Annotated in this window: 29 protein-coding genes and 1 riboswitch; of the genes, 7 read left to right on the top strand and 22 right to left on the bottom strand. The window is 44.2% G+C overall.

Features of this window, described 5'->3' with window-relative positions; genetic code table 11:
• Positions 1 to 14 precede the first annotated feature (14 nt).
• From H9630_RS07280 to H9630_RS07220, 13 genes are all read right to left on the bottom strand, one after another.
• The gene (locus H9630_RS07280) at positions 15 to 812 is read right to left on the bottom strand and encodes an adenylyltransferase/cytidyltransferase family protein (protein ID WP_191714831.1); all 798 of its coding nucleotides are present in this window, start codon (positions 810 to 812) and stop codon (positions 15 to 17) included.
• Between the two features lie 21 nt (positions 813 to 833).
• On the bottom strand, positions 834 to 1,787 hold the full coding sequence (locus tag H9630_RS07275) for a VOC family protein (RefSeq protein WP_191714830.1): 954 nt from the start codon (positions 1,785 to 1,787) through the stop codon (positions 834 to 836).
• Between the two features lie 276 nt (positions 1,788 to 2,063).
• Entirely contained in the window at positions 2,064 to 3,338 is a 1,275-nt protein-coding gene (locus H9630_RS07270; protein ID WP_191714829.1) for a TRAP transporter large permease, read from the bottom strand.
• A gap of 4 nt (positions 3,339 to 3,342) precedes the next feature.
• The gene (locus H9630_RS07265; protein WP_191714828.1) at positions 3,343 to 3,828 is read right to left on the bottom strand and encodes a TRAP transporter small permease; all 486 of its coding nucleotides are present in this window, start codon (positions 3,826 to 3,828) and stop codon (positions 3,343 to 3,345) included.
• Between the two features lie 78 nt (positions 3,829 to 3,906).
• Positions 3,907 to 4,914 (bottom strand): TRAP transporter substrate-binding protein, encoded by a 1,008-nt coding sequence (locus H9630_RS07260; protein WP_191714827.1) that lies wholly within the window; start codon positions 4,912 to 4,914, stop codon positions 3,907 to 3,909.
• Positions 4,915 to 5,266: 352 nt separating this feature from the next.
• Positions 5,267 to 6,280 (bottom strand): 4-hydroxy-2-oxovalerate aldolase, encoded by a 1,014-nt coding sequence (dmpG, locus tag H9630_RS07255; RefSeq protein ID WP_191714826.1) that lies wholly within the window; start codon positions 6,278 to 6,280, stop codon positions 5,267 to 5,269.
• A 12-nt stretch (positions 6,281 to 6,292) separates the two neighbouring features.
• Positions 6,293 to 7,171: an acetaldehyde dehydrogenase (acetylating) gene (locus H9630_RS07250; protein ID WP_191714825.1), complete on the bottom strand. Its 879-nt coding sequence runs from the start codon at positions 7,169 to 7,171 to the stop codon at positions 6,293 to 6,295.
• Positions 7,168 to 7,959, bottom strand: a complete 792-nt coding sequence (locus tag H9630_RS07245; RefSeq protein ID WP_191715087.1) for a 2-keto-4-pentenoate hydratase — start codon at positions 7,957 to 7,959, stop codon at positions 7,168 to 7,170. Before H9630_RS07245 ends, H9630_RS07250 begins: the two co-directional genes overlap by 4 nt.
• Positions 7,960 to 7,975: 16 nt before the next feature.
• Positions 7,976 to 8,452: a flavin reductase family protein gene (locus H9630_RS07240; protein WP_191714824.1), complete on the bottom strand. Its 477-nt coding sequence runs from the start codon at positions 8,450 to 8,452 to the stop codon at positions 7,976 to 7,978.
• 82 nt (positions 8,453 to 8,534) lie between these two features.
• Positions 8,535 to 9,488 carry a VOC family protein gene (locus tag H9630_RS07235; protein ID WP_191714823.1) on the bottom strand — a complete coding sequence of 318 codons (954 nt, stop codon included), beginning with the start codon at positions 9,486 to 9,488 and terminating at the stop codon, positions 8,535 to 8,537.
• Between the two features lie 54 nt (positions 9,489 to 9,542).
• Positions 9,543 to 10,727: an acyl-CoA dehydrogenase family protein gene (locus H9630_RS07230; RefSeq protein WP_191715086.1), complete on the bottom strand. Its 1,185-nt coding sequence runs from the start codon at positions 10,725 to 10,727 to the stop codon at positions 9,543 to 9,545.
• Positions 10,728 to 10,758: 31 nt separating this feature from the next.
• Positions 10,759 to 11,616 (bottom strand): alpha/beta fold hydrolase, encoded by an 858-nt coding sequence (locus tag H9630_RS07225; protein WP_191714822.1) that lies wholly within the window; start codon positions 11,614 to 11,616, stop codon positions 10,759 to 10,761.
• 345 nt (positions 11,617 to 11,961) lie between these two features.
• Positions 11,962 to 12,594, bottom strand: coding sequence for a GntR family transcriptional regulator (locus tag H9630_RS07220; protein WP_191714821.1), 633 nt, complete (start codon positions 12,592 to 12,594; stop codon positions 11,962 to 11,964).
• 195 nt (positions 12,595 to 12,789) lie between these two features.
• Here H9630_RS07220 and moaC point away from each other — a divergent pair, with 195 nt between their 5' ends.
• Entirely contained in the window at positions 12,790 to 13,278 is a 489-nt protein-coding gene (gene moaC, locus H9630_RS07215; protein ID WP_191714820.1) for a cyclic pyranopterin monophosphate synthase MoaC, read from the top strand.
• A gap of 151 nt (positions 13,279 to 13,429) precedes the next feature.
• On the opposite strand, the gene H9630_RS07210 is transcribed toward moaC, so the two are convergent.
• The 5 genes from H9630_RS07210 to modA all read right to left on the bottom strand — a co-directional run bounded on the left by H9630_RS07210 (position 13,430) and on the right by modA (position 17,169).
• Positions 13,430 to 13,945, bottom strand: coding sequence for a MogA/MoaB family molybdenum cofactor biosynthesis protein (locus H9630_RS07210; RefSeq protein ID WP_191714819.1), 516 nt, complete (start codon positions 13,943 to 13,945; stop codon positions 13,430 to 13,432).
• A 17-nt stretch (positions 13,946 to 13,962) separates the two neighbouring features.
• Positions 13,963 to 14,982, bottom strand: a complete 1,020-nt coding sequence (locus H9630_RS07205; RefSeq protein ID WP_191714818.1) for a ThiF family adenylyltransferase — start codon at positions 14,980 to 14,982, stop codon at positions 13,963 to 13,965.
• 90 nt (positions 14,983 to 15,072) lie between these two features.
• Positions 15,073 to 15,711: an ATP-binding cassette domain-containing protein gene (locus H9630_RS07200; RefSeq protein ID WP_191714817.1), complete on the bottom strand. Its 639-nt coding sequence runs from the start codon at positions 15,709 to 15,711 to the stop codon at positions 15,073 to 15,075.
• Between the two features lie 4 nt (positions 15,712 to 15,715).
• On the bottom strand, positions 15,716 to 16,399 hold the full coding sequence (modB, locus tag H9630_RS07195; RefSeq protein ID WP_191714816.1) for a molybdate ABC transporter permease subunit: 684 nt from the start codon (positions 16,397 to 16,399) through the stop codon (positions 15,716 to 15,718).
• Positions 16,396 to 17,169 (bottom strand): molybdate ABC transporter substrate-binding protein, encoded by a 774-nt coding sequence (modA, locus tag H9630_RS07190; RefSeq protein WP_191714815.1) that lies wholly within the window; start codon positions 17,167 to 17,169, stop codon positions 16,396 to 16,398. Before modA ends, modB begins: the two co-directional genes overlap by 4 nt.
• Before the next feature lie 168 nt (positions 17,170 to 17,337).
• Positions 17,338 to 17,448, top strand: a riboswitch (SAM riboswitch).
• A gap of 80 nt (positions 17,449 to 17,528) precedes the next feature.
• Between modA and H9630_RS07185 the strand changes: the two genes are divergently transcribed.
• Positions 17,529 to 18,191 carry a sulfite oxidase-like oxidoreductase gene (locus H9630_RS07185; protein ID WP_191715085.1) on the top strand — a complete coding sequence of 221 codons (663 nt, stop codon included), beginning with the start codon at positions 17,529 to 17,531 and terminating at the stop codon, positions 18,189 to 18,191.
• A 225-nt stretch (positions 18,192 to 18,416) separates the two neighbouring features.
• Here the strand turns inward: H9630_RS07185 and H9630_RS07180 are convergent, their stop codons facing one another.
• The gene (locus tag H9630_RS07180; protein ID WP_154749357.1) at positions 18,417 to 18,935 is read right to left on the bottom strand and encodes a helix-turn-helix domain-containing protein; all 519 of its coding nucleotides are present in this window, start codon (positions 18,933 to 18,935) and stop codon (positions 18,417 to 18,419) included.
• A gap of 212 nt (positions 18,936 to 19,147) precedes the next feature.
• Here H9630_RS07180 and H9630_RS07175 point away from each other — a divergent pair, with 212 nt between their 5' ends.
• Genes H9630_RS07175 through H9630_RS07155 form a run of 5 tightly spaced genes read left to right on the top strand, consistent with a single transcriptional unit; the run spans position 19,148 to position 23,307 of the window.
• Complete coding sequence (locus tag H9630_RS07175) at positions 19,148 to 19,399, top strand: PLDc N-terminal domain-containing protein (RefSeq protein ID WP_154749358.1); 252 nt, start codon at positions 19,148 to 19,150, stop codon at positions 19,397 to 19,399.
• The gene (locus H9630_RS07170; RefSeq protein ID WP_191714814.1) at positions 19,374 to 20,264 is read left to right on the top strand and encodes an ABC transporter ATP-binding protein; all 891 of its coding nucleotides are present in this window, start codon (positions 19,374 to 19,376) and stop codon (positions 20,262 to 20,264) included. The genes H9630_RS07175 and H9630_RS07170 overlap by 26 nt, the downstream gene beginning before the upstream one ends.
• Entirely contained in the window at positions 20,261 to 21,028 is a 768-nt protein-coding gene (locus H9630_RS07165) for an ABC transporter permease (protein WP_154749360.1), read from the top strand. Before H9630_RS07170 ends, H9630_RS07165 begins: the two co-directional genes overlap by 4 nt.
• Before the next feature lie 19 nt (positions 21,029 to 21,047).
• Entirely contained in the window at positions 21,048 to 21,761 is a 714-nt protein-coding gene (locus H9630_RS07160) for an ABC transporter ATP-binding protein (RefSeq protein WP_191714813.1), read from the top strand.
• Complete coding sequence (locus tag H9630_RS07155) at positions 21,754 to 23,307, top strand: hypothetical protein (RefSeq protein WP_191714812.1); 1,554 nt, start codon at positions 21,754 to 21,756, stop codon at positions 23,305 to 23,307. Before H9630_RS07160 ends, H9630_RS07155 begins: the two co-directional genes overlap by 8 nt.
• A gap of 351 nt (positions 23,308 to 23,658) precedes the next feature.
• On the opposite strand, the gene H9630_RS07150 is transcribed toward H9630_RS07155, so the two are convergent.
• From H9630_RS07150 to H9630_RS07140, 3 genes are all read right to left on the bottom strand, one after another.
• Positions 23,659 to 24,057: a hypothetical protein gene (locus H9630_RS07150; RefSeq protein ID WP_191714811.1), complete on the bottom strand. Its 399-nt coding sequence runs from the start codon at positions 24,055 to 24,057 to the stop codon at positions 23,659 to 23,661.
• A gap of 85 nt (positions 24,058 to 24,142) precedes the next feature.
• Positions 24,143 to 24,607, bottom strand: a complete 465-nt coding sequence (locus H9630_RS07145; RefSeq protein WP_191714810.1) for a hypothetical protein — start codon at positions 24,605 to 24,607, stop codon at positions 24,143 to 24,145.
• 76 nt (positions 24,608 to 24,683) lie between these two features.
• Complete coding sequence (locus H9630_RS07140; RefSeq protein WP_191714809.1) at positions 24,684 to 25,130, bottom strand: DUF7878 domain-containing protein; 447 nt, start codon at positions 25,128 to 25,130, stop codon at positions 24,684 to 24,686.
• Positions 25,131 to 25,614: the final 484 nt, after the last annotated feature.

Genomic DNA, 25,614 nt, shown 5'->3' with positions numbered 1-25,614 from the left:
CTGCCATTAATTGATCAAACTAAACTGAACACGTTTTCTTCGATTTCCTTATGCCATTTGATGGTCATACGCTTATCCGAAATAAAGCCGATGCGGTTAAAATTAATCTGCCGGTCGTTTGTCACTTGCAGAATGCCGGTCATTTCCCGGTCATGGCACTTCAAGGTAACGACGTATTCCCCAGCTGCCGGCAGCGTATAATGCGGCAGCAAGCCGTTTTCCGGGCACCATTCAATGGTGTAGGCTTCGCCCATCATGTTCTGCAAAAACTCAATGTCTCCGGTTGCCAACGTTTCGCGGATACGTGTTGAACTGATCTTTTCTCCACAAACCTCGACTTTCGCTACTTCCGTTACACCGAAATGGCCGCCACCATGATCGGCAAGTGTCGTGACGTTTCCCGCTCCTTTAGAGCCGTACGTATAATCAAATCCGCAAACAACATGCTTGGCGTTCAAACCGACAAGGTAATCCTGTACAAATTGTTCAGGAGACAAAGCGGCGAAATCTAAATTGAATTCAACAACCAAGAACAAATCCACACCCAGTTCCTCGAGCCGCTGCTGCTTTTTCTCCATCGGCATCAAATAATCGACGTGTACTTTGCCTTTCGACAAAACACTTTTCGGATGCGGGAAAAAGCTCATGACCGACAAAGGCAATCCCAGCAAGTCCGCTTTTTTCTTCGCTTCTTCGATAACGGTCCGGTGGCCTTTGTGCAATCCGTCAAAAAATCCAAGGGCGATGACATGCGGTGATAGTCCAAGCTGGTGCTGCTGCAAGTTTGTGTGATCGATTTCGATTGTTTTCATGAGAGTTCGCCTCTTTTCGCCTTATTTCGCCTCGATGGTGATATTGTTCAATTCCTTGTCCTGCACTGAATCTCCCCAATACGTGTTGCCGAAGACACGTTCTTTCATGGTCCATTCCACCGGTTCCCAATCGGGTTCGAAGATCAAATAGCCGCCGGTGAACAGTTCTACACGGAAACCGCTGCCCGGATCCATGACGTATAAGTAGAGGGCCTGCGAAATGCCGTGTTTTCCTGGGCCGATAAATTTGATATTGTTTTCGCTGAGAATATCCGCTGCCCGGAGGATATCCTGCGAATCGTCTGACCAATAAGAAATGTGGTGAATGCGGGCCGGTGACGGCAATGATGGCTTCTGCGCCAGCGCCACATCGTGCACCAATTGCGTAACGCTCATCCAGCCGGCAATGATGTCTCCATTGTCATCCCGTAAATACTCGCGCATATTGAATCCCAGTTCTTTCAGGAATTCGTATGTGATGCCCGCATCCGTCGTTGTGTGGATATTGACGTGGTCCAGGCGTCTCGGTGAAATTCCTTTTGCCCAAGCCTTATATGTCTGGTTTTTCAATACCGATTTCTGATGTTCTTCTGGCGCCGGCCGCTCGATATCGTAATACAATTCAAATGTATGACCACTTGGCAGACGGAAGCGGATTGCTTCACCGATGCCCGGCGTTTCACCAGCTGCGTAATAGTCCACTTGCACGCCATCGTTTTCCAGCAGTTCCCGGAATTCTCCGACGTCCTTGCGGTTTTTCGTCCGCCAGCCGATGTATTTCACATGGCCGCTGTCGCCTTTTTCAATCGACAAGGTATGATGCTGAAAATCTCCCCATGCCCGCAAATAATGGACGCCATCAATTTCAACCGTTTCCTCCAGGCCGATCACTTCTTTAAAGAAGTGCAGGGATGCCTCTAAATCTGGTGTCACCAACGACACATAGCCTAATTTTGCAATTTCCGGATTCGCCATTTTCTTTTCGCCCCTTTGTATGCGTTTACAATAATTTCTCTTTGGTTAATAAAATTTGTAGAATATACTGAAATATTACACAAATCATTTCTTGCATACTAGAGTAGAAATTATCCGTAATGAAGATGGTTTTCCGGTATTTTTTATTAGTTTTCACCTTTGACAACCTATTTATCTTTCCAAAAACTGTTTATTTGAAGGGAACCCGCTTGTAAATGAATAAAAAAACGACTGTGAGGCACATATTCTCCACAGCCGCTTTCTTTCGTCTGACTTTTATTTAGATAAATTTGCAACCCCTACACTAATTTGCGGAAGTAGCACAATTAAAATGACATCTATAATTAAAATTAAAATGAAAGGAATTATCGGCTTTACTATTGATTCATAGCGGATATCCCCTACTTTTGCTGCAATGAATAAATTCAGGCCAACTGGCGGAGTTATCAGGCCAATGGATAAAGTCACAATCATGATGATCCCGAAATGAACTGGATCGTATCCAAGCAATATGACAATTGGCAATAAGATTGGCGTGAGAATGATGATTGCAGACATAGGTTCCATGAAAGTGCCAACTATGAGCAATAAAACAATAATCATCATCATTACCAGGAATGGCGCTAAACTTGTGCCTCCCACCAACGTCCCGAGAGTGTGAGGGATCCTTTCCAAAGTAAGCCATAATCCGAAGAATGAAGCTGAAGCAATTATTAGCGAAACAGAAGAAACTATTACTACTGTACTCAATAAGATTTCTTTCATCACTGCGTAATCAATCTTTTTATAAACAAATTTTCCAATCAGGAATCCATACACGACAGCCACTACAGAGGCTTCCGTCGGTGTGAAAATTCCACCGTAAATACCACCAAGGATAATAACGGGCATAAACAAAGCCAGCAAAGAATCAATAAAACTTCTTCCTATTCCTGAGACGTTTACTCTAGCCGTAGTTTTATACCCCTTCATGGACGAGTAGACATATGCTACAACCATAAGGGAAAGGCCAACTAGAACACCTGGAACTATCCCCGCTAAGAATAAATCCCCTACAGAAACTCCTCCAGTAACAGCGAACAATACCATAGGAACGCTTGGCGGAATGATGATTCCCGTAGTTCCCCCAGCCGCTTGGACCGCCGCAGAAAAATTCCGGTCGTAGCCAGCTTTGACCATCGCCGGTATCAAGATGGCTCCAACAGCTGCAGTTGTGGCTACTGCTGAACCAGACAATGCTGCAAAGAACATGCAAGCTATAATCGATACGTGCGCGAGCCCGCCCTTCAGATGGCCGACCAAACTGCTCGCGAACGTCACCAGTTTTTCGGATATCCCGCCATGTTCCATAATTTTGCCGGCTAAAATGAAAAATGGCGCCGCCAGTAAAGGAAATGAATCCAGCGAGTTGAACATTCTGTTCGGTAAAGTCGTAACTTCAAAGCTACCCGACATGAATACGACGATAAATGTACCGAGGCCAAACGCGACGGCTATCGGCACATTTATCAACAGAAGTACAGTTAATATGACTATAAGCGTGATTATCAAAAGATCACCTCTCCGACTCTGTTTCTTTGGATTTGAAATAGTTGAGGTTTAGATCAACTACATTAAGTATTTGAAGAATACCGCTTATAGGTAGAGCCAAATAAACCAACCCCATGGGAATATTCAATGCCGGTGAAGATTGAGTCATCGATGAAGTTGTAAACTCTAAACCTGTAACAATCAAAATAATAAAAAACGATATGCAAATAACCATGACTGCCAGTTGAATAAACTTCTGCCATCGTACTGAAAACCTCTCTACTATGGCTTCAATTCCAATATGCGCATTATGTTGAAAAGCAATGCCTCCACCTAAAAAAGCAAGCCAAACCATCATGTAGCGGGCCAGCTCATTGGTCCATGAAAAAGAAGTGCTGAACATAGCACGCGAAACGATTTGAAAGAATACTAGCAGCACCATAATTACCAGTAAAATCATCGTAAAATTCTCTGTTCCTTTATTTAACGCGCGAATACTTTTGCTCCACATAAGCTGCCCCCCATATCGACAAAAGAAAGCATTATCAGAAATGCTTTCTTTTGTTCGAATATGTTTTTTGCCGTAACATTATTTTTCGTTTTGAATGCGTTCAATTAAATCGCCGAACCGTGCTTCATGTTGCTCATATACCGGTTGAACTGCCTCTACAAATGCTTCACGATCAACGTCTTCGATAGGGACTATCTTGACATCATTTTCTGTAAGCGTTTCTTTCACGCTTTCTTCATACTCTGGATATACAACCGAGTGATAATGGTCAATGCTGTCCTGCACCACAGTCTCCAACTCTGTTTTGGTCTCTTCTTCCAAGCCATCGAATTTATCTTTGTTCATCAATAAAATACCTGAACGGTAATTCAAAGAAATCTCAGTATAGTAATCTGTCACTTCGAAAAGTTTGCCGCCGATCATGGCAACATTAACCGGATCTGTCCCATCAACTACACCTTGTTGAATAGCCGAGTAGACTTCTGGGAACGGCATCGGTACCGGGTCTGCTCCCAAGGCTTTGAACGTATCCATAAAAATGTCATTTTCTAAGGTGCGCATCTGAAGACCCTTTAAATCACCAGGTTCTTTAATTTCTTGCTTCGTATTAGCTAGATGTCCTTCTCCGTAATCATAGAACCCCAGAATCTGAAAGCCCTCTTCTGCCGCTTTTTCTTTAATTTGGTTTCCGACTTCGCCATTCAAAACTTTTTTTGCATGGTCCAAGTCATCAAAAAGGAATGGCATATCCAATACTGCGATATCAGGAACAAAGTTCGATAAAGCTCCTCCAGTGACAAATGCCATATCAACAGAACCTGATCTTAATTGTTCTACAATCTCTACTTCTCCACCCAGCTGTCCTGATGGGAACACTTCAATAGCCACTTCTCCGCCAGTAGCTTCAGCAGTATCAGCTGCAATTTTATCCGCAATAACACCGCCCGGATCTGTCGGTGGAGCAGAATGGCCGTACCGGAGTGTTGATTTCTCCGCTCCCGAAGCACTTCCATCTTCTGAATTTCCACACGCCGCCATCAAGCAAGCCATCAAAATAAATACACCGAGAATCATTAGTTTTTTCATATGTACACACCTCTCCTTTTTTAGTTTTAAAAACCGGCTTTAATGTAACCCCTTACATTTTCAACCTACCAGCCTCCTTTAATCTGATAAAACCTTTCCACCAAATATAGAATATTCAATCAAATGGAACTAGGTGAAAAACTATTGGAATTATTTAGACTTTCAGTTAGTATTTACTAGTTTGTCACGAATTAACATGTTGATCTATAACGGATACCAATAAAATAGCGCTAGTTCGAATACCCTTGATCCGCTTAGAGTCTTTAAAAACTCTTCTAAAAAAAGCTGATTAATTAGAAATTAATCAGCTTTTTGATGAATTATATTTAACTTTTCTATCGAGGGTCACTGGTTATTGCGCTTTTTTCGCAGCGAAACTCTGGGCCACGTCATAGATTAAATCTTCCTGGCCGCCAACTGCCTTCATGCGGCCGAGCTCCACCAGGATATCCCGTTCATCGACGCCGAACTTTTCTGCCGCTGTTTGTGTGTGGAGCAAGAAGCTTGAATAAACACCCGAATAGCCCATGATCAGGCTGGAGCCGGTAATTTCCTGCGGCCGTTGCATGAACGGCGCAACGACTTCATTCGCCACATCCATGATGTTGTACAGATCGATTCCGGTATTATAGCCAAGGCGTTCCAGAACCGCCACCATCACTTCTGTCTGGGTATTGCCACTGCCGGCTCCGAGAGCGCGAAGGCTGCCGTCGATATAAGTAGCTCCTGCTTCAACTGCAGCAACGGTATTGGCCATCGCCATCGACAGATTGTTATGGCCATGGAAGCCGATTTCACAGCCCACCGATTGCTTCAATGCCGTGATGCGTTCCGTTACTTCATGCGGCAGCATATAGCCAGCCGAATCAGTGACGTATACAACTTCAGCTCCATAACTTTCAAAAAGCTTGGCTTGTTCAACAATTTTCTCGACACTCGCCATATGGGCCATCATAAGGAATCCGACTGTCTTCAATCCGAGCTCACGTCCGAGTGCAATGTGCTGGGCTGCAACGTCAGCTTCCGTGACATGCGTCGCTACGCGGACCATCTTCGCTCCAGCTTTCACAGCGTCCTGCAAGTCTTCTTTAATGCCAATCCCTGGAATCAGCAAAACAGATACTTTTGATGACTTGCAAACATCGGCTGCCGCTTCAATCAGTTTCAGTTCATCCACTTTCGACAATCCATATTGCAGGGACGAGCCGCCAAGGCCATCTCCGTGCGAGACTTCAAAATAATTGACGCCCGCCAGATCCAGCCCTTTGGCCGTGTCGTGGACATGCTGTTCCGTAAATGCGTGCTTCATTGCGTGACTGCCGTCGCGCAGCGTCACGTCGAGTATTTCAAATGACCGTTGCGTCATTGCCTTCTCCTCCTAAACCTCTGCAGCCATCAGCTGCTTCGCCATTTCATTTGCCACTTTCGCCGCTGCTGCGGTCATGATGTCCAGATTTCCTGAATAAGGCGGGAAGAAATCCCCAGCCCCTTCCACTTCCAAAAAGACCGAAACTTTGCGTCCATCAAATTGCGGTTCTCCGCGCAGACGATAACCGGGCACATAGCTTTGGACTTCCTTGACCATTTCGTTGATCGACGTGATGACCGCTTGCTCCTGCCCATCAGCAGCCATTAATGCATGGACCGTATCCCGCATCAGGATCGGCGGTTCAGCCGGATTCAGGATGATGATCGCTTTTCCTTTTTTCGCTCCCCCAACCTGCTCGATCGCTTTGGAAGTAGTGTGCGTGAACTCATCGATATTGGCGCGCGTCCCTGGTCCGGCACTTTTGCTGGCGACGGTTGCGACAATTTCTGCGTATTCAACTTCCACTACACGGCTGATGGCATTGACGATTGGAATCGTCGCCTGTCCGCCGCACGTCACCATATTCAAGTTTGGTTTTTCAAAATGCTCGTTTAAATTGACGGTCGGAACCGTGAACGGACCGATGGCTGCAGGCGTCAAATCGATGACTTTTTTGCCTGCCGCCACCAGCAAATCACTATGGTGTTGATGTGCTTTCGCAGACGTTGCATCAAAGACGATGTCGACCAGCTCCAGTTTTTCCATCAGGCCATCAATGCCGTTCGCCACCACTTCATAACCGCGCTCAGCTGCCCGCTTCAATCCTTCCGAATCGGGATCGATGCCCACCATGACACTCATCTGAAGTGCATCACTGCGTTCGATTTTGTACATTAGGTCCGTCCCGATATTGCCAGAACCGATGATGCCTACTTTCAGTTTTTTCACACCCGTTCACCTTCCCTTACAAACGATACCGACACATCGCCGAGTTCACCGAAATCCGCTTTGAAATCTTCATCTGCCTCAAATGGAACCGCTTTTGACAATGCACCTGCCAAGATAAAATACCCTGCACGCAATGTGATCCCGTATTCCGCTACTGCATTGGCAAGCCAGGCTACCGCTTTTGCAGGATGCCCCATCACTGCTTCGCCTGTCGCCGAATCAAACCATTCGCCGTTTCGGTAAGCATTCATTTCAACAGCTGCCAGATCTACATCTTTTGCATAGGTCCGTTTGCTGCCGAACACCGCTCCAGCTGAAGAGCCATTATCCGCCACGGTATCCTCGAATTTGAATTTCCAATCTTCAATACGGCTGTCTATGATTTCGATGGCCGGCACGACATAATCAGTTGCCGCCAGAACGTCTTCCACTGTAACATTCGGCCCTTCCAAATCTTTCTTCAGCACAAACGCGATTTCAAACTCGACTTTAGGCTGAATAAACTGCTCTACATTGATAGAGCTGCCTTGGCCGTAAATCATTGAATCTAGGATATGGCCGTAATCCGGCGTATCCACGTTGAACATGTCCTGCATGACTTTACTGGTCAATCCGACTTTCATGCCTTTGATTTCTGCACCTTGTTTTACTTTCTCCTGTATTTGAAGCAACTGGATCTGATAGGCATCCCCAACAGAAATCGCTTCTGCCGAAGACGTAAATGGAGCAATCGGCGCTTTGTTTTTTTCAGCTTGCGCCAGCTTTTCTACTGCTGCTTGAATATCCATCAAATTCCCCTCTCCTTTATACGACTGGTGCCTTTTCGGCTAATGCATGATATTGGCCGCTAAAGAAAATCAATGGGTTGCCTTCTTCTAATTTGATGTCCAGCACTTCGCCGATCAATAGCGTATGATCCCCTTCTACGTGTTCTGCCACCAGCTTACAGCTGACTTGCGCCAATGCTTTCGGGATGACCGGATTGCCTGCCAATTCACCGAATGCGACTTTGCTGTCGTCTGTTGCCTGTCCGGCAAACATACGGGAATAGTTTTCTTGGTCTGCAGCCAGGATATTCACTGCAAATTTCCGGGAATCCTGTACTTTCGCCAGAAAACGTGCTTTATGGCCAATCGATACTACCACCAGCTTAGGTGTCAATGAAACCGACATAAACGCATTCGCGGTCATGCCTGCAGGCTCATTTTCAAACTCTGTCGTCAATACGGTAACTCCTGTTGTAAATTTGCCCATTGCATCTCGGAATAAACGATCGTCCATGATGATTCCTCCTCTATTTTCGGTTTTAAGCTGTTTTATAGATCCGGCAGGGAATGGAAATCCCCTGCCGACTCCAATTGTTCTATGCTTTAATGGTTGGATTGTTTTCTGTTTTCGTATCCGTCTGGTCTCCCCAGTAAGTGAATCCAACATCCATTTCATCCAATGTCCAAACGATCGGCTCCCAGTCCGGTTCAAAGATCAAGTAGCCATTGGTGAAGATTTCAACACGGACACCGCTGCCTGGATCGATGGCGTAAATATACATCGCCTGCGAAATTCCGTGCTTTCCTGGCCCTACAAAATGAATGCCGTTCTCTTTCAGGATATCTGCTGCCCGCAACAGGTCCTGGGCATTATCCAACCAATAGGAAATGTGGTGCACTTCATTTGTTGAAGCAGCATTCGGGTCATGGCTGATGGCGATATCATGCACCAATGCCGTAACGCTCAACCAAGCGCCAACCAAACTGCCATCTGGAGCCTGCACGCATTCACGCATCTGGAAGCCCAATTTGTCCATCAGGAAGTCTGCCAGTTCGTTAGCCGGCAATGAAGACAGCAAGTTGACATGATCAATCCGTCTAGGGGAAACACCGCGCGCCCATGATTTATGCGACTGATTTTTCAGGACAGAACGGCTCTTCGGATCCGCCAGCGTTTTTTCCATTTCGTAATAGATCTCCAATGTATGGCCGCTTGGCATCTGGAAGCGGAATGCTTTCCCTTGCCCGGCTTCGATGCCTTCTTCGTTCCAAGTAACAGGAGTTCCTGACTCTTCCAGAATCTTCGCGAATCCTTCTACATCTTCCGGCTTTTTCGTACGCCATGCGATATGGTCCAGCTTCGCTTCATCTCCCTGACGAATGGTTAGGGTGTGATGCTCGAAATCCCCCCATGCACGCAAGTAATGGACGCCGTCCCGCTCTTCTGTTTCTTCCAACCCCAGTATTTCCTTAAAAAACCACAATGACTTCTCTAAATCCGTAGATACCAATCCAAAATGCCCCAATTTTGCGATTTCCGGTTTGCTCATCCCAAATTCCTCCTCTTGACTATCTTTATATACTGAAATTTCAATCTTTTTACGTTAGACGAAATACGTATTCGGCTCTTGGCCACACATCACTCTGCCGTATGTCTCGATTAAACTTGATGGGGTGATAAAGCCGTGCAGGTGCATCGACAGAAAATCACGGTAGACCAATTGGAACAGGTTATTGTTATAAGAAAACACCGATCCGGCACCTTCTGTCAGCAAGTCGATCGCTTCTTTGCAAAGCTGGTTAACGTAACCGAAATCAGCTTTCATGCGGATGCCTTCTTCCATCGACAATTGCAGCCCTCTGACAGAATAGTCATCCAGCATATCGACGGCACGGTACAAATGGAGCTCGGCAGAATCGATCTTCAACTGCGCTTGCGCTACTTGCATATGAGTGATTGGCGCTTCGCTCATTTTTGCGTAAAAAGTATTGCCGATGCCTGCTTTTTCGACGCGTTCCATATGCAGATCCATTGCCGCCTGTGCCAACCCAAGTGCAGGAGCCACGATGGACAAAGTCAATGAAGGAACAAATGGCGTCTGGTATAAAGGAATGTCGCGCAGCGGTTCAATCATGTATTCTCCTTGTCTTGCCAGGCGATCCAGCGATACACGGTGTTCCGGAAGAAAGACATTTTCTACTTTGACGCTGTTGCTTCCTGATCCTCTCAAGCCCATTACGTTCCAGTCATTCAAGACCGTTACTTCGTGTCTCGGCAATACCATGATCGCCATTTCCATTCCGCCTTTGCCATCGTCTACCGGAAAACCGAAGTAGAACCAGTCGGCATGCGGGCTGCCGGAAACAAATGGCCATTGCGCTTCTTTAATCAAGTAGCCGCCTTCTGCTTTTTCAATGTCACATTTAATCGGCTTGAAATTCCCTGCCAAGATAACGTCCTGGCCTTCCTCGAAAATTTCATCTAATGCTTTTTGGCCGAATGCGTAAGAGATCATATAATCCCGAATATTGCTCAAGGAAACGAACCAGCCTGCTGAACCGTTGCCGCGGGAAATTTCTGTCACCACTTCTGTATAGGTGCGCATATTCGTCTGATAGCCTCCGAAGATTTCAGGACGCAAAACCTTCAGTAAGCCATTGCTTCGCAAGTCTTCGATCACTTCGTCGGACAATTCGCTATTACGGTCGATTTCCAAACTCAGGTCTCTTAACTTCGGAATTAACGCTGTGCCGCTTTCCACTAACATCTTCTTCGTATCTGTCGCCATTTGAGTCAATATAAACACCCCTTATCATTTGTTAGACGCGGTTTAATACTTTATTGCGGTTAAAGAAATCCTGAGTCAGTTTGATGAAATTCTCCCTTTGTTCAATCTGTGCCCAATGGCCGCATTGTTTAAAGACATGCAGTTCAGCATTTTCCAGGTAATCCATCACATAAAGGCTGCTTGCCAATGGAACGAAACGATCCTGGTGTCCGTGAATCAGGAAGAATTCGTGTTTCATGCGTTTAAGTGCGGAAGGCGGAACCAGCATATCCGACAATTGCGTCTTGCTGAAGTTCTCTTCATAAGATTTACGCACTTCCGGACGATTGAACAGTTCCATGCGTTCTTCCACAATGCTGTCCAGCTTGTCTTCCATGCCCGTCATATCATATAAGAACCAGCTCAATAAGTTGCGCAAAGCTTTGGCAGTCGGATCTTTGTGGAAGTTAGCCAATTTGCCGAGTTCCGGTGTCGGTTCAGTCAAACCGCCGCCAGCACCCATCAGGACAATGCGGTCGAAACGGTCCGGCGTATCCATAGCCAGAAACAGGGAAATGACGCCCCCCAGTGAGTTGCCGACCAGATGAACCTTCTCCAGGTCCAGTGCATCCATCAAATTCAACACTTGCTCGATTCGCCAGTTCATCCACTGCGCTCCGTTGGCCGGATACTCTGTCGGATGATCCGTTTCGCCAAATCCTAAAATATCAGGTGCTATAACATGGAAGTTCTCAGCGTATTCCGCCAAGACACCTTGCCAGTTCGAACTTGCACTGGCTCCTGGGCCGCTGCCGTGCAAGAAGAGAATCGTCTCGCTATTGCCGGCGCCCCCTTCATGTATGAATGTTTCGTATGCGCCTGTCTGTACTTTCCTTTTCGTGATCGTCATTCTATCCGCTCCTTAGTAAAATTTTAGATATTCAATTAATCTCTATTATTCAATCAAAAACGTCGATTTCGACCTTTAAATCATTGAACTAATATTTCAGTATGTGTATATGAAAGCCTTCTCCCACAAATTCCAGAGCTCGTATTTGCCGCTTACACCCTCTCCTTCATCTTTCGTCCACTGTGTTTCTGTGTGTCAGTAAAACGCTTACATTGTTCTTGCTACTGATTCTATGCTGAATAAACTAAACTTTCAATGATATTTGAAAACTCAATAAATAGTTATCTAATTCCATTCTGTTTTCTGTATATAACCTACTGAAAATGCTCCAAATCTCTACTGAAATCAATCCATATATCCGTATTTACCAATAATAAATTGCGCAACCCGCATCAAATGCTTTTTCATCAGCAGCTCTGTCAGCTTCGGATCCCCATCACGCAACGCATAATAAATCATACGGTGTTCAGCTTGCGACTGATCACGGTTAGTTCCCCGGAATAGAGTTTCTGAAGCATTAAGGTAGTTCAAGTAATCCCAATTGATTTTATTGGTCTGAAATGCATAGCTGTTATTGGCTGCACGGCAAATTATTGTATGGAAATTCCGGTTCAAGTTTTCGTAATCAGCGGGTTCAATCGAAGGTTTCTCCATCGCCTCCAGCAGTTTTTTCAATTCCTCAAGCTGAAGCTCATTGATGGACTTAGCCGCCTGCTCTGCCAGGAACACATCAATATTGACACAAAGGAGCAGCCTTTCCTGCACTTCCCGGGCATCTGGCCGCCGCACAAAAACACCGACCTGCGGTGTAATGGTGATATAGCCTTCCCGCTCCAAACGGGACAATGCCCGGTGAATCGGCGTGCGGCTCATGACAAACTTCTCTGCCAGGCGATTGATGCTGATTGCTTCTTTGACGGAAAATTTTCCATCGATGATCATTTGCTTTATTTGTTTATAGGCCTGCTCTTCTTTCATATTTATTGCTCCTCACTTTATTTATGTAATGTTCAGACTTTAAATTGAACTATAGTCGGCAGTTCTTCTGCTTGTCAATAAAGCTTTTCATTGAGCACAGGCGAAAATTTAAAAGAAACGGGTTAATTGCCCAAAAGGGAGGCACCTCTTTGCCGTGCTATACTGAAATCATTCAATAACGAAAGGATGATTTCTTTGTCTGAACTAACTCATTTCAATGCCCAGGGCCGCGCCAAAATGGTCGACGTCTCTGACAAACAGGACAGTGTCCGTACAGCCCGTGCCACCACTTCGGTACTGCTGAACAAAGCAATCTACCAGCAGATCAAAGAAGGCACCAATAAAAAAGGCGATGTCTTTGCCGTGGCACAAGTTGCCGGCATCATGGCTGCCAAAAATACTGCGCAAATCATTCCGATGTGCCATCCTTTGGCGCTGAGCGGTGTCGATATTGAATTTCAATGGAACGTCGATGAAGACGCCAATCATTTTGAAGTGCTGTTAACTGCCGAAGTCAAAACAAAAGGGCCAACCGGCGTCGAAATGGAAGCTCTCACGGCCGCATCAGCTGCTGCTTTAACCATCTACGATATGTGCAAAGCAGCCGGTAAGGACATGGTCATCGGCCCAACCCTGCTGCTCCAGAAAACCGGCGGAAAATCAGGCGATTACGAGCGCAGCTGACGGTATTCGGTTTACTGAAAGCAGCCAACTGGCCACATGGTAAGCAGCTGGGCTATCCCAAACGTAAAAAAGCCTCCGAACCTGTCATAAGCTGACGGATCCGGAGGCTTTTATATTTTATAGATGGATGATTTTAGCACTCGTCAACCACTTAACGATCCAATTGCTGATGCTTGGTCAATTCGGAGCGAATATGCTGGATTTCCGGCAAGATCAATCGTTCCATCGCCAGTTTTACAGCTCCACGGGAACCTGGCAGGACAAAGATGGCTTTGTCGTTGGCAATACCCGCTGCAGCACGGCTTAACAGCGCTTTTGTGCCGATGTCCTCTAAAAAACTGACGTAACGGAAGAGCTCGCCGAAGCCGTCAATTTCCTTTTCGAAAAACGGTTTGACCGCCTCGAGTGTGACATCGCGTTTGGCGATTCCTGTCCCTCCCGTTGTAATAATTACATCCACTTCCTCATTCTCCAACCATTCCGACAGGATGACGCGAATAGACGCGATGTCATCTTCCACAACATCGTAATCCACAAGTTCCAGCCCTTCATTTCGGGCAAGCCGCTGCACGAGCTGGCCTCCCGTATCCGTTTCTTTTGTCCGTGTATCACTGATCGTCAGTACCGCGACACGAACCTGATGATCCCCTTTGAATGATTCCGACATCTAACTTCCCCCTTTGATTAACCGAATACTTGATGATACAATTTCCGGCCGGCTGCCACGTTATGGACTCCGTGTATCAGCAACCGGCCATTTCCGAACAGCACCATGCGGTGATTGAAGACCTTCAGTTCAACGAAATAAGGCGTCCGTTTTACTCCAGCTTCCAAACGGGCACCGACTTTTTCAGCATCGTCCAATGTGATGGGACGGTTCGGATCGGGCAGAATCTGCACCGCGTCCCTACCGCATAGAACGGCATAGGAACTCGCACCTGTTTCATTGAGTGACGGGAACACGGCAGCCGGTCCGCAGGTTTTGCAGGAAGGATCTTTGATGCGCGACACGCCGATATCCAATTGGCTGTTGTCCCAAAGATTGAAATGATGGATCTTTTTCCGCATTGCCTCGCGGCTGCCGCTCAGCCATTTCAAGGCTTCCGTACATTGAAGCGCCGCCGTCACTTGGACAGCCGGCGAGATGATGCCGACCGTATCACAGGTTTCATTGATTGCTGGAAGCACCGGCAGCAGGCAGCGGAAACATGAACTTTCTCCCGGTATGAATGGAAAAACCACTCCTGAACTGCCGACACAGGCGCCGTAGATCCACGGCACACCAAATTTCACAGAAGCGTCGTTGATCAACAAGCGCGTTTCAAAATTATCGGTGGCATCCAGGATCAAGTCGCTGACAGCCGCCAGTTTTTCCATCCCTGCTGCATCCAAATGCTCCAAATACGTGAATAACTGAAGATCGCTTCGGATCGCTTTCAGCCTTTGTTCGGCGGCTGCGACTTTCGGCAGCATCTGCTGGGCATCTGTTTCGGTGAAAAGCTGTTGGCGTTGCAGATTCGACAGCTCAACATAGTCGCGGTCGACCAAGTGGATGGTCCCGATGCCCGCGCGTGTCAGTGTTTCAGCAATAGCGGAACCTAAAGCGCCACAGCCGACGATGGTGACGGTCGATGATTTCAGCTTGTGCTGGCCTGTTTGGCCGAGCGGTTTGAATAAGACCTGCCTTGAATAGCGTTCATCCACATTGGTTCCCCTTTTCCATCCGCTTAGTGTGTCAAACGGTTTCTTCGTTACTATCACTGTACCATTGCTTTTCTCAAACTGCAGCAGGCATCAAACCACAGTTTCTTCAGCCATTAGCCCTTTTTCAACACGGATGATGCGGTCTGCCAATTTTTCAGCATCCGCAATCCGATGTGTCACAAAAATGATAGGGATTTGCCATTGTTCATGAATCCGCAGCAATTCCTCTTGGCAACGGTCTCGATTGGCATCATCCAAAGCCGAAAACGGCTCGTCCAGCAATAGGATACCCGGCTGTGCAGCCAATGCCCGCGTCAACGCAACGCGTTGCTTTTCGCCCCCCGAAATCTGGTGCGGGTATTTGCCAAGCAAACCGGTAATGCCAAGGATTTTGGTCAGTTCCGTGATATGCGATACATCCGTTCCTCTTGGCTGTCCATAGAGAATATTTTGTTCGGCAGTGAGATGCGGAAACAGCGCATAATCCTGAAATAAATAACCGACTTTCCTCTTTTGGATTTTCAACGGCTTTTGTCCGTCTTTGTAAAAATGCCGGCCGTTTAACAGAATCGTTCCGTTATCCGGATGGACAATGCCTGCCAGGCAGTTCAATAAAGTTGTTTTGCCCGAACCGGAAGAGCCGACCAATGCCAGAATTTCTTTATTCAATTCGAATTGCATTTCCAAATTGAAATGATCCAATTGTTTTTGAAAATTCACTTTCAGCATCCGCTTACTCCCTTCCAATACGTACAGCATTCTTTTTTCGCCAATAATTGACCCATGTGATGGCAGCTACTCCAAGCGACGATATGATCAGCACCCAAAACAGGGCTTTTTCCATATCCCCTGCTTCATAAGCAAAGTAAATCGCTAGCGGCACGGTCTCTGTAACGCCCGGAATGTAACCGGCAATCATCAATGTGGCTCCGAATTCACCGATGCCACGGGCAAAGGCCAAAATCAAACCTGCCAGAATACCTGACCAGGCAAGCGGAAAGGTGATGGTCCGGAAAATCCGCCATTCGGATACGCCCATCGTCCGCGCCACATTCTCCCAGCGCGGATCCACTTTATCAAAAGCAGCCATAACGCTTTGATACATCAGCGGCAGTGACACGACGAATGAAGCGATCGCTGCCCCGATCCAGGTAAAGACCACGCGAAATCCAAACCATTGTTCAAGCAGAATCCCAAGCGGTCCATTGGCGCCAAACAAGACGATCAAGCCGAAGCCGATGACAGTCGGCGGCAAGACCAATGGCAGCAAAATCAACGCTTCCACCAGGCTTTTGCCGAAAAATTCACGTCTGCTCATCAACCGTGCAAGCGCCAAGCTAGCCAAAAACACAAATAGAGTGGAAATAACCGCAACTCTCAGCGACAGCCAAAGCGGCGACAAATCATACGGCATCATGGCGTTGCCTCATTTGCCGGCAAGAAGCCATATTGTCCGAGGATAGCCTGTCCTTTGGGACCCGTTATAAAATCCAGAAAAGCCAAAGCGGCCTGCTGGTTTTCTGAATCCGCTACGACCGCTCCCGGATAGACGACAGGATTTTCTTGCCCCGGCACTTCGAGCGCCCCTTTTATTTCCTGGGAAATAACCGCATCCGAGGAATAGACGATGCCAAGTCCGGCATTTCCGCTTTCGATATACGTCACCACTTGCCGTGCATCTTTTGCATAGATAAGGCGCCCTTCAAGCGGCTGCCATAACCCTTGGCTGTCCAGCGCCTGCTTTGTGAAATTTCCAACCGGTACGCTGTCCGGCTCCCCGATCGCAATGGTTTCTTCTGCAGTCATCACTGTTTCTGTAAAATCTGCAGTTTTCGGAAATTCCTCTAAGGAAGCAAGCACCAGGCGATTTTCAGCAAAAGGCACCACAGTTTCGGCTTTCACCAGTTGCTCGGATTCCAGCTGCTCCATATCCTTTTCACTGGCCGATAAAAATAAATCTGCCGGTGCGCCTTGTTCAATTTGGCTTCGCAGCTTGCTCGATGATCCATAATTGAATGACAGCTCGATGTCCGGCTCCACATGATGAAATTCCTCTTCCATTTTTTTCATGACTTCCGTCAGGCTTGAAGCCGTCGATACCAGCAGCTCATCGCCGTTTTCTGCTGTTGTGTTGGTGCAGCCGCTCAACAGTACGGCCATTCCTATCATGCCGATCATTTTTTTCATTTTGCAGGACTCCTTATAAACAGAAAGTGACGCTTGCTATGCACGTGATTCTCCACGTACTATCAGTATAACGCCAGCCGGAGAGAAGCTGAATTATTTTCCGAATAATCTTGCAGGAAATAAGCGGTTTCGGTAAAATAAGTCATACCAAAAATTAAATACGCTTTATCCTTATCAAGAGAGGCAGAGGGAATGGCCCGATGACGCCCGGCAACCGCCAGTTCACAAACTGGAATGGTGCCAAATCCAACAGAACCACGATGTTCTGAAAGATGAGGAAGAGAATTTCACCAGCAGACCCAACTCTTCCCTTTTTCAGTGGAAGAGTTTTATTTATTTTAAGGAGTGATCACATGAAGCTGAGCAAAGCCGAACGAATCAAACGTACGCGGGTCCCTGTAGTGGATCCTTCCCTGGTTGAACGCCTGCCGCCTGGACAGGTGCTGACCGAGCGCTTTCCGGTCCTGCACGAAGGCGAAGTGCCGGTTTACGATATGGCCACTTGGACATTGAAAATCTTTGGCCAGGTTGATAAGGAAATCACGCTGCATTACGAGGATCTGCTGAAATTGCCGCAAACGACAATAACACGCGACATTCACTGCGTGACACGCTGGTCCCGCTTCGACAATACCTTTACCGGCGTCCGTTTTATTGACCTGATAAAAGAATTGGGTGTAACGCCGAAAAGCGGCTATGTGATGCTTCACGGCGACTACGATTACACCACCAATCTTGCATTATCCGATTTGGACCGGGAAGACGTGCTGCTTGCCCATTCACTTGACGGCGAACCGTTGACCGCCAAGCATGGTTACCCGCTGCGTTTTATCGTACCCCATCTGTATTTCTGGAAAAGTGTCAAATGGGTCCGAGGCATCGAATTCATCGATGAAAACCAGCCGGGCTTTTGGGAGCAGAACGGTTTCCACATGAACGGCGACCCGTTTCAGGAAGAGCGTTTTTCCGGCGAAGACTTGGAAATTCCTGAGGACGAATGGGAGAAAAAAGATTTTGACTGACTCCGTCCAGTCTTATGATTCCAGGATAATTGAACTGTCACTTTAAGAGATAACTTGCATCAATTTAGAACTTTATATTTCGTATTATTTCAAAGAACCCATCAACCTTTCACGTGAAGGTTGATGGGTTTTTTAAATCATATATAGAATGAATGGCAGCTACCGATAAGCCCTCATATGTAAACAAAATTAATTAAAGCACATTTTCTTCTCAAAGAAGAGAAATTACGGAATAATCACCATCGAAATCGTACGATCTGTTCCATCTTTATCTTCTTTTCTATTATAGTATTTTTCCATTAACGTACTTAACTCCGACTGAAAATCTTCGAATGAGTTATCTGTTAAGTTCAATTTCACTAAGGAAAATGTCGCTTGATCTTGAGTACCTTCGCCAACTCTGTTCTCATGATAGTCTTTGTAGTTCTGAAGAATATACATAAAAAAGTAAGTTACAAATTTTATTTTATCGCTGTATGTTGCAGACTGCCAATCTTCTTCACTGATCTTATAGGCTTGGGTATTCAGCGCATACAGCTTTTCTTCAACTTTTCCAATTCGATTTATGCCAACGACTTTCAATAAATCGTCATCAACCATTGAGTTCACATGTCTGTATAATGTTGCTTGCGATACTTCTTTCAATAGTTTATTCAGTTGCATAATCGAGTATCCTTCATCGACATCTATTAATTCCAAAGCGATTTTAAACCTGACCTGGTTTTTAAATAAATCAAATTCCATCTATTTCAATCCCCTTTTTATTCATGATAGTGAGCTGTTATATAGACTTTCTTCGGGATTACCAACTTCTTGTCACCATTTATATCAGGATTTTCTTACAATAAAAAATGATATTACTCTTTAATGTATTTTGAGTCTGTATCTAAAATACAATAATATGGTTGACTTTTCAATTATCATTATTGATAATGATAATTGAAGGAGTGATTCAGATGAATACAGATATGTCTGCTCTACTGGAAATTGACTGGCCACAGATTTTGCCTTTTGCCTTGCCAATTATTTTCTTCAACTTATTACTGATTGGAGTTGCACTCTATGATTGGTACAAAAGAAAAGTGCTGATTGTCTCCCCCTATATTTGGCTGGTCATCATTCTATTGCTCCAATTGCTCGGACCGATACTGTATTTAGTGATTGGAAGGAGAATGATCCGAAATGATTACAGTCGAGAAGCTTCATAAGACCATCAAAAAAAGAAAAATTTTAAGCGATGTCACCTTCTCAATTGCCGAAGGCGAGTGTGTGGGCTTGTTGGGACCGAACGGAGCCGGAAAAACGACGCTCATTAAATGCATGACCGGCATTCTGCAACATGAACAAGGAGCCATCACGTTCAATTCCACACCCATCGTGCAGCACAAGAAAAGCATTGGCTATTTGTCCCAGCAGACGGACTTCAAGCCGTGGATGACCTGTGAAGAATCGCTCTTTTTCTTCGGAAAATTGTCGGGCTTGGATAAGGAGTTTTTACAGGGGAATATTTCAGCGGTTTTAAAAGAAGTCGGGCTTGAGGAAAAGGGACATTACAAAGTGGAACAATTATCCGGCGGCATGAAGCAGCGGCTAGGGATCGCCCAGGCCATTTTGCACCAGCCGCTGCTGCTGATTTTGGATGAACCGGTTTCTGCGTTGGATCCGATCGGCCGGAATGAAGTAAAAAAATTGATTGCTCGCTTAAAGAAGCGGACGACCGTCATCATTTCGACCCATATATTGGATGACGCCAGCGAATTTTGCGACCGGTTTATCATCATTAAAAATGGAAGGATTGTCGGAAACATAAATGACGATTTTCAGAAAACAGAGCGTAAACAAATCCTTGTGAAGATGGGGAATGTCCCAAAAACAAGTGAAGCTTTGAAAAGCTCTGAGGTTGAAGGCGTTGAATGCCTATCACCGAACACCTTTCTTTTAACAGGAGCTAAAGAATTGCATTTAAATAAAGTCGTAAACGACTTCGCTGCAAAAGAAATGGATATTACGTCCATTGAGTTTTATGAAAGAGGGATAGAAGAAATTTTCCTGGAGATGGTGTCGGACACATGACAAACTTTTATACATTAACGCGCACTGAACTAGTAGAAGCCGCAAAAGAATTTAAGTTCATCTGGTTAACGCTGTTTTTCGTGATTTTGGGCCTTACTCAACCGCTGATCACTAAATACATGGACGTTATACTTGAAAATGTTGGCGGCGCAGATGGCATCACCATCGATCCGAACCGGCCGGTACCAAGTTCTGCTGAAGTTCTACTGTCCACCATTTCCGGCCAATTCAATCAAATCGGGCTCATCATCCTGATTATTAGCTTAATGGGGCTGATTGCAGCCGACCGCAATAGCGGTATGCAAGATTTCATATTGACCCGCCCTGTTTCACTGCGCTCCTACCTAGTGTCAAAGCTGGCTGGCCATTGGATAATCAGCATGTTCAGCATCTCCATAGGGGCAGTCGTTTCCTATGTTTACACCATCTTCTTATTCGGTTCTTTCTCTTTTTCAAACTTTGTGCTGTTTCTGCTGTTGTACAGTTTGTGGATCCTTTTCGTCGTGAGTCTTGCCATCTTGATCAGTACCTTTGTGAAGAGCCCCATCCTGATCGCCGTCACAACAATCGCTGCTTCTATTTTCTTTATTCTGATCAAGGGGTTCAACCACCTCTTGTTCCAGCTATCCCCAGGCGGCATCTTAAATCTGGCGGAGAACCAGTTGCTGTCGGTCCACGACTTGAATTACTTCAGTATTGCAACTTGTTTGGCATTCATTTCACTGAATCTCTCATGGGCCAGTAGGAATCTGAAAAAGGCATAATTGAAGGAGGCTGGTTCAAATGTTATCGATTAACAACTTGACCAAGTTATACAAAGGATCTGAAAAAGGCATTAAGAACTTAACCTTAGATTTGGTTAAAGGCGATATTTGCGCTTTCATCGGCATGAACGGGGCAGGAAAAACGACTTCCATAAAATCCATCGTGGGCATTCATGGCTTCGATCAAGGAGATATTGAATTAGATGGCGTGAGTATAAAGAAAAACCCACAAGAATTTAAACAGATGGTCGGATATTCGCCCGACACTCCTGTACTCTACGGAAACATGACGGGGTATTCGTACTTGGAACTCATTGGAAGCATTTATCAAATTGATAACGCGACGATAAACGAGCAATTGAACACTTTGCTGAAAAAGCTCAATTTCGGCAGTGCTATCCATGAGTTGATTTCTACCTATTCGCATGGCATGAAACAAAGACTGGTGCTCATTTCCATCCTTATGCACAATCCAAAACTGATCATATTGGATGAACCCTTTGTCGGATTGGATCCGAACGCCACTTATTTTTTACAGGAAGAAATGAAGAAACGGGCAGCTGAAGGATCCATTGTGTTGTATTCGACTCATGTTTTAGAAGTAGCGGAAAAGCTCTGCAACAAAGTGGTCATGATCCACAACGGCGAAGTGGTCGTCAATGATACGATGATCAATCTATTGTCCGAAAGTAGCTTAAGTGAAAAATTCAGGAGCATCACAGCACATGAGTAAGCTCATCCAATTGCAAAAGTATAGCTTAGCAAATGATTTTCAGTTTTACAGATTGGGATCATCCACTAATCAGGACGACCGAAAGCATGCTGTTCTTACGTTGGCGGGCTATTGTGCCGCTGTTGTCATGGCCATTGGCTATATTGTCTATATCGCCTTTGATTTGTACATCCGCGAAGAATCCATGTTGTTTTTTCCGATTCTTTCGTCCATTTTGTTTTGGGCCTTGGGGTTCTGGACCATCTTAAGCGGCCTTAAAAAATTGATTTTTTCTTCAGATACTGAACTTATTTTCAGCCTGCCCATGCCATTGTGGCAAGCCAAGCTATTTAATGTAATCAAACTCCTGATCCTTTATTTACTCATTGCTGCAATAGCCGTTTTTGCTGGCATCTTGTTGCATATGTTCATTCTTCCCGACTTCTGGTTCGTACTATTATCCAGTCTTCTTCTTGTTGTGATCCTCCCTTTACTAGTTATCGCAACAACATTCATCATTTCATTAGCAGTAAAAGTTCTCCTTAATTTTTTAAGAATCCATAGTAATGTGATCGAAGCTTTGCTTACATTCTTTTTATTCCTTTCACCTCTTTTATACAACACGTACAACTCTGCTTCATTAAATTACAAAGACATTTTTTCCAATAGTTCTCCACTCTACTTATTCGGCATCATTAGCAATTCTACATCAGAAGTTGGCTTCTTCAATTTAGTGTGCTTACTAGGAATAACTCTCGCTCTTGTTCTCATAACCGGCTACGTATTTACTAAAAGATATGCTTTCTTAGTTGCAAGCTACTCTACTTCGTCAAAAAGGAAAACTCGTGATTCTAGCACACTTTCTTCCAATAGTTTATTTAAAAATCTATTCTCAAAAGAGCTGAAACTTTATCTATCATCTATCACCTATGTCAGCAATACGGTACTAACACCTGCGCTATTACTAATTGGCAGCCTGGCTTACTTGTTCAATATTTCCCCTCTGTTGTATGACTATACCTTGGAACTGTCAATTATCACGTTATCAAGCAAGTATATCTTCATACTATTTACTACTGTATGCATTCTTTTGACCACAACAACTTCATCAAGCCTATCTTTTGAAGGCCAAAGCATCTGGATTTTGTTGACGTCTCCGCTCTCTTTGATGGACCTTGCAAAAGCCAAGATCGCATTAAACGTGCTGCTATTTGTGCCGGGATTAGCTTGTGCTATTTTGGTCTATACTCAAAATTTCAGTTCATCGTTATTGGATTCACTGCTCTTCATTTCTTTTACCATCACTAGTTTACTTCTTGTCAGCATTGTGGGCTTCTTTGTCAATTTGAAATTCCCTAATTATAACTGGTCCAGTGAGATGGAAGTAATCAAGCAGGGTAAATCCACTATAATCACCGCTATTCTCAGTACATGTCTCCTCTCTATTACCGGGATTTTAATCATACTGGATTTCAGTTTCACATTTCATCTTCTTTTATTGGTCAATGTCTCCATAATTACATTCCTAATTTATAAACTAAGGGAAAGCTCGTTAATTATGGATTAAAGCAATGAGCTCCGCCAAGTATGAATTAAACAACATCTCTTGAACAGTTGGCACCAGAAGCTTTGGCGTCGTTTTCCTGTTAATGCAGCTCTTGGAAGATGGATTTTGAATTTGTTGTTTCTTCTTTCTTCCCATTAATCGAATGGTTACAGGCATTGGTTACACTCATTGTTGGTGTGTACTAAATAGAAGGGAGACATTCAGAAATCACCAAATGTCTCCCTTCTATTTTGCAGCTTCCGATAACTCATTGATATGTAAACTATGTCCTTCACAATTCCAACTTTAATGTCGGACAGAATAGCCTTTTGAATGTAACTTAATTAGTATTATGTTACATTCAACAAAAAATTATTTAGCGTCGTATTCTGGAATTTCACTTTTTACAACCATCTTTATAAAAGCATTATAGGGGTATTCCAAAACTCTCTTTTTTACTTCGGTTTTTAAGATTTTAAAGTTTTCTCTATCTGAAATTTCTTCGGATAGACTCATCTGTTGAATAAATCGCTTTGCATATCTGACTATGTTGTCATATTCTCTATTCGTCTTATCAATTAAAAAGATAAAGTTTTTTTGTTTCTCTGTTTTATAGTCCAGATAAATCACAGCGTATCCTACAACTTCCGTTAATCTCCCATCCCAATATTCATCAAAATCATCCGAATCATTTACTCCTACAATAAAAAAGAATTCAATATTTTCGTCTCTATATAATCGAGAAAAAGAATAATTTTCAAATTCAGCCACTTAATTATTCCCCCTTTTAAATTCATAAAAGTGTTTGGTAAACAAACTGAATGTAACTTAATTGCTAATAAGTTACATTCGTTTTTCATATTCCCAAATGGTAAAGATAGAGGCTCTCTTCTTCCAATCTCTCAATCATTGACAGCAGCCTTTTCAATAATTCAAGCACCTCATTTCTAAAAAATACTAGACGTTCACGCCCGCCCAACACTTTTTTATTGGAAGAATACACGAATTCCCCAGTCAGCTCCAGCTTTTCAGGGAAATTCATAAATAAAGAGTGCCATGCCGTGATGATACTTTTCAAAGTTGCTGCTGACGTTTGATCAAAAAGAGTCACCCCATAATAATTTATTCCTGTGTCTTCTTTCGTCATCGATATCGCTGGATTTTTACATGGAATCCAGTTCAAAGAATCGGCTATGTATTGAATCAAATCATCTGGTATATCTATAGAGTCAATAATGTCTACATTTTGTTCATTGCGTTTCATCAACTCTGGATAGGCCACTGTATTGGGCACTAAGAAAAATTCATGTTCTAGACTCATCTATCATCCCTCCTTAAGCTTTCAGTTTCTGGGGTTTTGAATGTAACTTAATTCACAATAAGTTACATTCAATTTATCAGAATCGAGTGAAGTATGAATACTTGATATTGAACTTCCTCAACAAAGTATCTTCTAGTTTAGTTAAATATCGGTCTACTGCTTTTAACAACACATCAGAAGCTATTGTGCTTTTGTGTTCAAATTCTTGCCAAATTGAAAACAGCTGCCATTCATTTTCGCTTTTTCTAACAAAAGCTAAGATGGGTCCTTCTCTTTCATCATGTTCCATCGTAAAGTAATAAAAATCATTTTCTCCTTCGGAATCTTTCACTCTCCACTTTTTTAAAGCAATTCCCAGTTCAAGCAACGCTAAGGACTGTTCATGAAAGAAACACGAATGACCGATATGAATGGTTAATTCCCCTTGCACATCAATCAATAATTTTCCGTTTTTCTGTCGAATTAGCTTTTTATCTAATTTCAATAACGGATCCAATTCAAAATCAATAGCCAGATTCTCCATGCCATCACTCCTTCAGTGCGTTTCTACTGGAATTTTTCAGTGTGAATGTAACTTAACTGTACTTAGGTTACATTCAGAATCAATAAAACGATTACCAATAGTCTAATAAAATTTATGTTTATTTAGCTACTGGTAGTTAAGTTGTATTCAGGAGAATCACTTTTAGAACCACAAGTGGTTTTTGTATTAGGCGTAATTATTATAAAATCGCGGTAAAAATATAGACGATTCAGCATATGCAGGATTTAAAGTAGATGTTCCTTATCCCAGCCAACATTTTTCGGAAATCCTTATATATCAGTACTTCTAACGATTTAATGCTATAAAATAACCGTTAACTACTACATGAATTCGACAGATAAAGTAAGAAAAATCGCTTTGGGATTGCTGTTGAGACTACTCATATTTTTAAACTACCGGTAGTTGATCATTTCATTATCGGTCTTGTGAGTATCAGAATAACAATAAAGACCAGGTAGGGATT

The organism is Planococcus wigleyi (assembly GCF_014836985.1).
In the GTDB taxonomy this organism is placed as follows: Bacteria; Bacillota; Bacilli; order Bacillales_A; family Planococcaceae; genus Planococcus; species Planococcus notacanthi.
Note: the sequence above shows the minus strand (reverse complement) of the source record. Positions and strands in the feature narration are given on the sequence as shown.

Excerpts from the sequence above, each read along its gene's own strand:
- H9630_RS07240 (WP_191714824.1), bottom strand. The coding sequence starts at position 8,452 with ATGGACGATCGTTTATTCCGAGATGCAATGGGCAAATTTACAACAGGA.
- H9630_RS07165 (WP_154749360.1), top strand. The coding sequence starts at position 20,261 with ATGACAAACTTTTATACATTAACGCGCACTGAACTAGTAGAAGCCGCA.
- H9630_RS07180 (WP_154749357.1), bottom strand. The coding sequence starts at position 18,935 with ATGGAATTTGATTTATTTAAAAACCAGGTCAGGTTTAAAATCGCTTTG.
- H9630_RS07235 (WP_191714823.1), bottom strand. The coding sequence starts at position 9,488 with ATGAGCAAACCGGAAATCGCAAAATTGGGGCATTTTGGATTGGTATCT.
- modB (WP_191714816.1), bottom strand. The coding sequence starts at position 16,399 with ATGATGCCGTATGATTTGTCGCCGCTTTGGCTGTCGCTGAGAGTTGCG.
- H9630_RS07280 (WP_191714831.1), bottom strand. The coding sequence starts at position 812 with ATGAAAACAATCGAAATCGATCACACAAACTTGCAGCAGCACCAGCTT.
- H9630_RS07260 (WP_191714827.1), bottom strand. The coding sequence starts at position 4,914 with ATGAAAAAACTAATGATTCTCGGTGTATTTATTTTGATGGCTTGCTTG.
- H9630_RS07200 (WP_191714817.1), bottom strand. The coding sequence starts at position 15,711 with ATGCTGAAAGTGAATTTTCAAAAACAATTGGATCATTTCAATTTGGAA.
- H9630_RS07225 (WP_191714822.1), bottom strand. The coding sequence starts at position 11,616 with ATGACGATCACGAAAAGGAAAGTACAGACAGGCGCATACGAAACATTC.
- H9630_RS07155 (WP_191714812.1), top strand. The coding sequence starts at position 21,754 with ATGAGTAAGCTCATCCAATTGCAAAAGTATAGCTTAGCAAATGATTTT.
- dmpG (WP_191714826.1), bottom strand. The coding sequence starts at position 6,280 with ATGACGCAACGGTCATTTGAAATACTCGACGTGACGCTGCGCGACGGC.
- H9630_RS07175 (WP_154749358.1), top strand. The coding sequence starts at position 19,148 with ATGAATACAGATATGTCTGCTCTACTGGAAATTGACTGGCCACAGATT.
- H9630_RS07140 (WP_191714809.1), bottom strand. The coding sequence starts at position 25,130 with ATGGAGAATCTGGCTATTGATTTTGAATTGGATCCGTTATTGAAATTA.
- H9630_RS07230 (WP_191715086.1), bottom strand. The coding sequence starts at position 10,727 with ATGGCGACAGATACGAAGAAGATGTTAGTGGAAAGCGGCACAGCGTTA.
- modA (WP_191714815.1), bottom strand. The coding sequence starts at position 17,169 with ATGAAAAAAATGATCGGCATGATAGGAATGGCCGTACTGTTGAGCGGC.
- H9630_RS07275 (WP_191714830.1), bottom strand. The coding sequence starts at position 1,787 with ATGGCGAATCCGGAAATTGCAAAATTAGGCTATGTGTCGTTGGTGACA.
- H9630_RS07210 (WP_191714819.1), bottom strand. The coding sequence starts at position 13,945 with ATGTCGGAATCATTCAAAGGGGATCATCAGGTTCGTGTCGCGGTACTG.
- H9630_RS07170 (WP_191714814.1), top strand. The coding sequence starts at position 19,374 with ATGATTACAGTCGAGAAGCTTCATAAGACCATCAAAAAAAGAAAAATT.
- H9630_RS07265 (WP_191714828.1), bottom strand. The coding sequence starts at position 3,828 with ATGTGGAGCAAAAGTATTCGCGCGTTAAATAAAGGAACAGAGAATTTT.
- H9630_RS07145 (WP_191714810.1), bottom strand. The coding sequence starts at position 24,607 with ATGAGTCTAGAACATGAATTTTTCTTAGTGCCCAATACAGTGGCCTAT.
- H9630_RS07220 (WP_191714821.1), bottom strand. The coding sequence starts at position 12,594 with ATGAAAGAAGAGCAGGCCTATAAACAAATAAAGCAAATGATCATCGAT.
- H9630_RS07245 (WP_191715087.1), bottom strand. The coding sequence starts at position 7,959 with ATGGATATTCAAGCAGCAGTAGAAAAGCTGGCGCAAGCTGAAAAAAAC.
- H9630_RS07160 (WP_191714813.1), top strand. The coding sequence starts at position 21,048 with ATGTTATCGATTAACAACTTGACCAAGTTATACAAAGGATCTGAAAAA.